Below are 6660 nucleotides of genomic sequence, written 5' to 3' on the forward strand. Positions count from 1 at the left end.
TCGAGGAACCGTCAGGGCTCAACGGACAACTCACCTCGCCACCTTCCGGGCATACCGTGCGAGCCGCTGGCCAGCGCCTCGATCACTCGCCATCTCCCAATGGACGCGACACCAGGGGCGTCAGACGTACTTGGCGATGGTGGTGGCGACTTCGGCGCGCATCGGGTCGGGGTCGGCCCAGCTCCAGTTGGGGTGGGCGCGGTTGGTCAGCAGGGCCAGTACCAGTTTGCGGCTCGGGTCGACCAGCAGCGAGGTACCGGTGAATCCGGTGTGCCCGAAGGTGCCCGGTGAGGACAGTGCGCCCATGAACCAGGGCTGGCGCAGGGTGACACCGAGGCCGTGGTCGGACGGGCGGCCGGGCCGGTCCGGATCGACCGCGGGCAGACCCTTGTTCTGGTTGGTGAGCATCTCCTTGACGATCGCGGCGGAGAGCAGGCGTCTGCCGCCGTAGGTGCCGCCGCCGAGCAGCAGCCGGCCGATGACGGCGACGTCGCGGGCGGTGCCGAACAGGCCGGCGCTGCCGATGACGCCGCCCATCTGGTTGGCCACGTCGTCGTGCACCACGCCCCGCAGCAGACCGCGGGAGGATCGGGCGTCGGTCGCGGCCAGCCGGGCGGCCTGGTCATTCCTGCTGAGCCATTTCAGCGGGGTGAAGCCGGTGCCGCGTAGCCCGAGGGGTCCGGTGATGCCGGCTTTCAGAGCTGCGTCGAGGCCGGTTCCGGTGACCCTCTCGACGATCTGCGCGGCCACCATCAAGCCGACGCTGGAATAGCGGTAGACCGTGCCCGGGGTCGCGTTCTTCACCAGCGGGGTGGCCAGAACGGCGGCACGTCTGGCGGCCGGTGACGGCAGGCCCTTGACCGTGGCGCCGACGGGGAGACCGCTGGTGTGGGTGAGCAGCATCCGTACCGTGATCCTGCCCTTGCCGGTGCCGGTGAATCCGGGCAGGTACCGCACGACCGGGGCATCGAGGTCGACGGTGCCCTTGTCGACCTGCTGCAACAGCAGGATGGACGTGTACACCTTGGCGAGCGAGGCCAGGTCGAAGATCGAGTCGGTGCGCATCGCCACCCGTTTGGCGGCGGGCAGCTGGACCGGTCCGGCACCGTAGCGCAGCGCGTGACCCACGGCGACACTCGCGGTCACGGTGTCGCCGACCATGACCACCGCGGTCGCACCGGCATAGGTGGGATGTCTCGGGTTCGCGGTGGTCGGCTTCAGATACTTATCGAGTACGGCCTTCAGCGGCGCCACGTACGGTGCGACCGTCGTGGTGGCGGCGACCGGTGTCCCGTCCGCGGGCCGGCCGTCAGCCCAGGTTGCGCGCTCATCGCGATCGCAACCGGTCATCAGGGCGGTGGCGGCGGTGATTCCGGCCCCCAGGACGCCGCGACGAGTCATCGACACAATCGCGCATCATGCCAAGCCTGCCTGCACCCGGCAACCACGCTGCCCGGCCCCGAGGTGCCTCAGTCCGCGGTGCCCGGAGTGGCGTGCGACATGGGACGATCCGTTCGTGACCGACGACCGTGCCACGCGATCCTCGCGTCTCCGCCATGCCGTACGACCGGCATCGTGGTCCAGTGCCGTGCGAGCGTTGCTGGCGGCGGCCTGGGTGGTGTGGATGGTGGCGAGTTGGTGGGCCGCGCCACGAGAGACCGATCTCGCGCAGGCGAGAGCCGACCTGGCAGCCGGGCGCATCGAGTCGTATCAGCGGGGCGACACCTGGAGCGATGCCACCGGATTCTCCTGGAATCGGCAGGTCTCGGTGAGGTCGTGGGAGACGGACGGGCCGCTGCTGGTCTGGTCGACGGCGGACGGACGTCTTCATTACACGGTCACCGACGTCGTCTCCGGCCCGAATCCCTCCACTCTTCCGTCGTCGGCGCCCCTGGCCGGGGAACTGGAGGCCGCTGGTGTGCAGAGTGGCGATCCGACCGGCACGCTGACGTCGTTGACGACGATCAGCAGCGTCCTGATCGTCGTCTTCCTGGCGACTCTGATCTTCGGGCCCGTACCGGTGACCGGTACCCGCTGGTTCTGGTTCTGGCTGGTCATCGGCGTGCCCCTGGGTTTCGGCCTGCTGTACTGGCTTCTGCGCGAGCGACCATGGGTCTCGGCCGCACGCACCCTCGCGGCCGGTGAGGTGCCACGACGCTGGTACGCCGGGTTCGCGATCGCCTTCGCGACCACTCTCGGCGGATCACTGCTCGGCTACGGGCTGCACCGCCTGTGGGGGGAGTGGCTGATCCCCTCCACGTTGTTCGGCTGACGCCCGACTCCGGTGGAGTCACGGCTAGATCATCTCGCGTCTATCCTGGCGCGATGTCCTCCTCCCGGCTGCCCCGCACGAGTGGCGGTCTACTCGGCGACGTTCTGCTGTCGTACGACATCGCGTGGACCGCCCGGCGGCTCCTGGCGGCGGTGGTACTGCCCGTCGTGGCGGTGATGCTATCGGTGTCATCAGTGCTGGACTGGTACGGCGGTGGCTGGCGGGTGATCGTCGATGACGTTCCCGGCACCGGTGACGGCCGTGACGTCGCTGTGCTGCAGTCGGCGGTGACGGTGCTGTTCTGGCTGCTCGCCCTGCTGTCGGGCACCGTGGCGGTCGTCCGTGGCGCCGGTCCGCCACGCGCCGTTCTCCGGGGCGCAGCGGGTGTGCCGTTCGCGGTAGCCGTCCTCGGTGTGACGGCCGGCGCCGGTTACGTCGTGCTGTACGTGGCCGCCGGCATGGTGCCCGCAGCCGGGTCACTCGTCGTGGTCGCCACGGTGCTGGTGCTGACGGCTCTGCTGGCGGCCCGGTTGCTGCTCGGCGTGATCGGACGAATCGCCGGAGAGGCCCCTCACCAGCCGTCCTGGCGGAACGCGGCGTCGTTCCTGCTGGGTGCCGTCGCGATGCCGATGCTTCTCACGGTCATCGCCGACGCGATCGGGCTCCACGATCTGCCGTACGCCGGTCCGCTGGCCGTCGCCGTGGTGATCGTCATCGCGCTGGCGGCCCAGATCGGCCTCGCCGCCCGCCCGCACGCCGCCGGCGGGGTCCCTCCGGCCCGGGCCGTATGGTGGCCGGGCTTCGCCCTGATCGGTGCGGCTGTACTCGCGCCAGCGGGTCTGGTCGTCCTCAACCCGTACGATCTGCCGTCGGTTCGCACGCATGATCGGGGCCCGAGTACCGCGATGGCGGTGGCCTGGCCGTCCGGTGGACATCCGGTGATCGTGACCTCGGGCGGAGTGTGGTTCTGCGACGACGACCTGTGTGACCGCTTCACCGACGTCAGCGGTGGCCCGCCCACGATCGACGGCTTCGGGACCGCGTCCATCGGTGTGGACGGAACGGTCGTCAAGACCGCGGTGACCGGCGGTCCGGACACCGGCGGCCCCTTCGTGCAGTACGCACGTTGCGTACGCGACGGTTGCCGGCAGGCGTGGTTGCCGGTGCGGGCCAGCGGCCGGGAGAAACCGGGACCGCCGGGTGTCGGGGCCGAGGCGGCCGGAGCGGCCGCACCGGACGGCTCCATCTGGCTGTTCGCCGCGGTTCCGGTCGAAGGCGGCGAGCACGGCCGGTACCGGTTCCTGATGATCCGCTGCGCGGACGTCGCCTGTGCCGCTCCGCAACGCCATGACCTCGGCTTCGCCGACCACACCCCCGAAGACGGCTTTCCCCACGGACGACGGGCACGGCTGACGATCGGCGCCGACGGGCGGCCGGTCGCCTCGTTCTGGCTCGGCTGGAGCGTGTACCGGTTCAGCTGCGAACCGGTCACCTGCGCCGGCCCGCGCCGGTCCGACGGACGAGCCGCTCCACCGGACGCGGTCTGGGCAACAGCCGGCGACCGTACGATCGCGGTCCGGGCCGGCGAACTGTACGACGGCGACAACTCGGCCATGATCGCTCCCGGCGCGGGTGCGCAGTCCGGTGCGGTGGCCGCCGTCGGGCCGTACGTCTATCTGACCGCCGCCCTGCCCGGCACCGGGGCGCGTGGCTTCCACGTCACCATCGGCCAGCCGGCCCGGTACTGGCGGCAGACCGTGTGGCGCTGCTCCGGCCTCGCCTGCACGAGCGCGCCGATGGACGGTTATGCCGGCGAGCCACGCCGGGAACTGCTGGCGGTCGCCGACGACGGCCGGGTCCTGGTGGTTCGTGACGACCGGATCGTCCTGCGGGAGACACCCTTCGTCCCGTGAACCTCCCACCCGGCCGGGGAGTGGATGCCGGATCGGAACGCCGACCGGCGTCGCGGCGTTGCGGGCTTCGAGCCGCGGCAGGAATCGTCAAAGGAATGACATCAAGCTGTGTACTCACCGCCACGCGCCCCGGCGAACGTCGTCAGCACCGGACGGAAGGACCAGCATGTCGGAGCGGGCGTTTGAAGACCGTGACAGCACTCCGGAGACCGCGCGCCCGGACACGGTCAGGATCGAGGAGACAGCCGGCGCCGCCGTCGTCGCGGTGCGTGGCGGGATCGACTCGGCAGCCGCACCGGTGTTGCGTGACGCTCTCACCTGGGCGGTCGGCTGTCACGACCGGGTCGTCGTCGACCTCTCGAAGGCGGTGCACATCGACAGGACCGGGCTGAGTGTGCTCATCGCGGCACAGGACCTGGCCAGTAGCCGTGCCGTGCAGCTCTGTTTCACGGCGCCGTCCCCGCTGCTGCTGTCCGCACTCGGTGACCTGCGGGCCGCAGAGATGCTCATGCCCGTCGACGCGGCGCACCCCTGCCAGGCTCCTCCATCAGGCCGGGACGGCTTCACGCTTCCACGACCGGCTCGCCTCACCCTGCAATTCGACGCGGCCTGATCGCCGGGCCGACGCCCGTGCGGTCGGCGTACGGTCATCCAGCGGCGTGGCTCCGCTGCGGCGGCTACTCCGCCTCACCGGCGACGTGGTTCTGACTCATTCCGAGGATCGATGCTTCGCCAACGTAACCATCACCATCGATGCGGCTGGTGGCTTTCACGCGTCGAGGGGAGCACCATGGGTTCATGTCCAGTGTCCCCGTCGCTCCATCACGCGAGATCGTGGTGTGGTCCGCGCGAAGCTTCGCCCTGGCGGCGACGACGGTGGGATTCATCGGCGCCGGCACCGGTTGGCTCGGTGCCTCACTGCTGATCCCGGCCGCCATGGGGCGATCGCCGGATCCGGATTGGCTCAGCGGGATCGTGTTCGTAGCGGTTTTCACGTTCTGCTCCACCGTCTTCCCGGTCGTCACCGCCCGACGTCGGCCGGCCCGGTTGGTGTTCGGCGCCGACGTTCTGGAACTGGCGGCACCCGGCAAGGACACCGTGACGGTGGCGTACGAGGCGGTGTCGTCCGCACGTGTGCGGTGGTTCTGGCCGGTCGCCGTCCTCGAAGTCTGTGTCGGCGGCGGTGACCGAGATTCGCGAGGTACGTCCGACGGCGGCGAAGGGAATCGACCGATATGCACCCCGCGAGGCGAACGGTACCTGCTGCCGCTTGCCGGTATGGGTTCGGCGGCGACAATCCGCTGCCACCTGCAGCGCCACGGATTGAGGCGATGACGATACCGCCGGTGATCCTGGCATGCCGAGCGGCAGAGAGATTCAGGCGTCGTGCAGGTAGAGCCTGAAGCCCTCCGCTTCCGCCTCGAAGCCGAGTGACCGGTAGAGGTCATGCGCGCCGTCGAGCGCGTGCCTCTTGTGCGTCAGTAGCTGGACCTTGAAGCAGGACTCGCGACGGGCGGCATCGAGAGCGCACCCGAGCATGAGTCTCGCCACCCCGCGCCGGCGATGTTCGTAGCGAACCACGACGGCTTCGATGAACGCCGTCGGACGGCAGTCGTAGGTGATGTTGGGCAGGATGGACAGGCACGCCGTGCCGACCGGCTCTCCACCGGACTCAGCGAGGTAGACCGTCACGTCGGGGCTGCGGATGATCCGGCTCCACATCGCGATCTGCCGATCCGACGGAGAGGCCGCAGGGTCAGGTCGTTCCGTTGGCCGGCTGGACTGGTTGTCTGCCAGCACCTGCAATACCGATGCAAGGTCGCCGTCCGCGGCACGACGCACCGAGTATGCGTGAGTCATGCGTCGAGTATCCGTCGGTCCGACTGTGGTCACTCGACCCCCTGACCGCACTCCGTCGCTCGCCCGGGTGGACCCCTCCTGTTCCCCGCGGTGACTCGCATCTGTGCGGCACCTGCCGGACGAGCTATGGCGCCGGAGCGGCCGTCCCGATGAACCTATTGGGTGACCAGCGTGCCAGGGGGGCGTCACGAGTCAGGGCTCGACGTCGTCACCGGCGCGCAGCGACCGGGGTGAATCCGGCGCAGGCAGGCCACCGGGCTGCTCGCCGGTCGCCGCCGACACTTCCGCCTCAGCGGCGCGTACCTCGGCGTTGATCTTCTGGGCTTCGGCGGCAGCCGCCTGGGCTGCCTCGGTGGCTTCACGTTCCACGGCTTGGGAGTCCACCGCGGCGGCTGGTACGTCGTGGGCCATGCCCGCCAGCCCGCCCAATGCTCCGCCGAGTCCTTCCAGCGCCTTGGTGAGCTCGGTGGGGACGATCCAGACCTTGTTGGCCGACCCTTCGGCGATCTGCGGCAGGGCTTGGAGGTACTGGTAGGCCAGCACCTTCTGCGACGGGTTGGCCTGGTGAATGGCGTCGAAGACCGTCCGGATCGCCTTGGCCTGGCCCTCGGCCTG

Annotated in this window: 6 protein-coding genes and 1 pseudogene; 4 read left to right on the forward strand and 3 right to left on the reverse strand. The window is 69.9% G+C overall.

Going from position 1 to position 6660, the window contains the following annotated elements; genetic code table 11:
• Window positions 1-120: 120 nt before the first annotated feature.
• Window positions 121-1401 (reverse strand): serine hydrolase domain-containing protein, encoded by a 1281-nt coding sequence (locus tag BC793_RS46455; protein ID WP_109603055.1) that lies wholly within the window; start codon window positions 1399-1401, stop codon window positions 121-123.
• A gap of 187 nt (window positions 1402-1588) precedes the next feature.
• Here BC793_RS46455 and BC793_RS46460 point away from each other — a divergent pair, with 187 nt between their 5' ends.
• From BC793_RS46460 to BC793_RS46470, 4 genes are all read left to right on the forward strand, one after another.
• Entirely contained in the window at window positions 1589-2272 is a 684-nt protein-coding gene (locus BC793_RS46460; RefSeq protein ID WP_146246766.1) for a hypothetical protein, read from the forward strand.
• Between the two features lie 53 nt (window positions 2273-2325).
• Entirely contained in the window at window positions 2326-4185 is a 1860-nt protein-coding gene (locus tag BC793_RS49310; RefSeq protein ID WP_146246767.1) for a hypothetical protein, read from the forward strand.
• A 166-nt stretch (window positions 4186-4351) separates the two neighbouring features.
• Window positions 4352-4798, forward strand: coding sequence for an STAS domain-containing protein (locus BC793_RS50055; protein WP_158319575.1), 447 nt, complete (start codon window positions 4352-4354; stop codon window positions 4796-4798).
• Between the two features lie 185 nt (window positions 4799-4983).
• Window positions 4984-5520: a hypothetical protein gene (locus BC793_RS46470; RefSeq protein ID WP_109603058.1), complete on the forward strand. Its 537-nt coding sequence runs from the start codon at window positions 4984-4986 to the stop codon at window positions 5518-5520.
• A 42-nt stretch (window positions 5521-5562) separates the two neighbouring features.
• Here the strand turns inward: BC793_RS46470 and BC793_RS46475 are convergent, their stop codons facing one another.
• Window positions 5563-6045, reverse strand: a complete 483-nt coding sequence (locus BC793_RS46475; RefSeq protein WP_109603059.1) for a GNAT family N-acetyltransferase — start codon at window positions 6043-6045, stop codon at window positions 5563-5565.
• Window positions 6046-6237: 192 nt separating this feature from the next.
• Window positions 6238-6660: pseudogene (locus tag BC793_RS46480) on the reverse strand (SPFH domain-containing protein); the annotation flags it as partial.

Origin of the sequence: Actinoplanes xinjiangensis (assembly GCF_003148685.1) — a bacterium.
GTDB lineage: Bacteria > Actinomycetota > Actinomycetes > Mycobacteriales > Micromonosporaceae > Actinoplanes > Actinoplanes xinjiangensis.

Excerpts from the sequence above, each read along its gene's own strand:
- BC793_RS46455 (WP_109603055.1), bottom strand. The coding sequence starts at position 1,401 with ATGACTCGTCGCGGCGTCCTGGGGGCCGGAATCACCGCCGCCACCGCC.
- BC793_RS49310 (WP_146246767.1), top strand. The coding sequence starts at position 2,326 with ATGTCCTCCTCCCGGCTGCCCCGCACGAGTGGCGGTCTACTCGGCGAC.
- BC793_RS50055 (WP_158319575.1), top strand. The coding sequence starts at position 4,352 with ATGTCGGAGCGGGCGTTTGAAGACCGTGACAGCACTCCGGAGACCGCG.
- BC793_RS46470 (WP_109603058.1), top strand. The coding sequence starts at position 4,984 with ATGTCCAGTGTCCCCGTCGCTCCATCACGCGAGATCGTGGTGTGGTCC.
- BC793_RS46475 (WP_109603059.1), bottom strand. The coding sequence starts at position 6,045 with ATGACTCACGCATACTCGGTGCGTCGTGCCGCGGACGGCGACCTTGCA.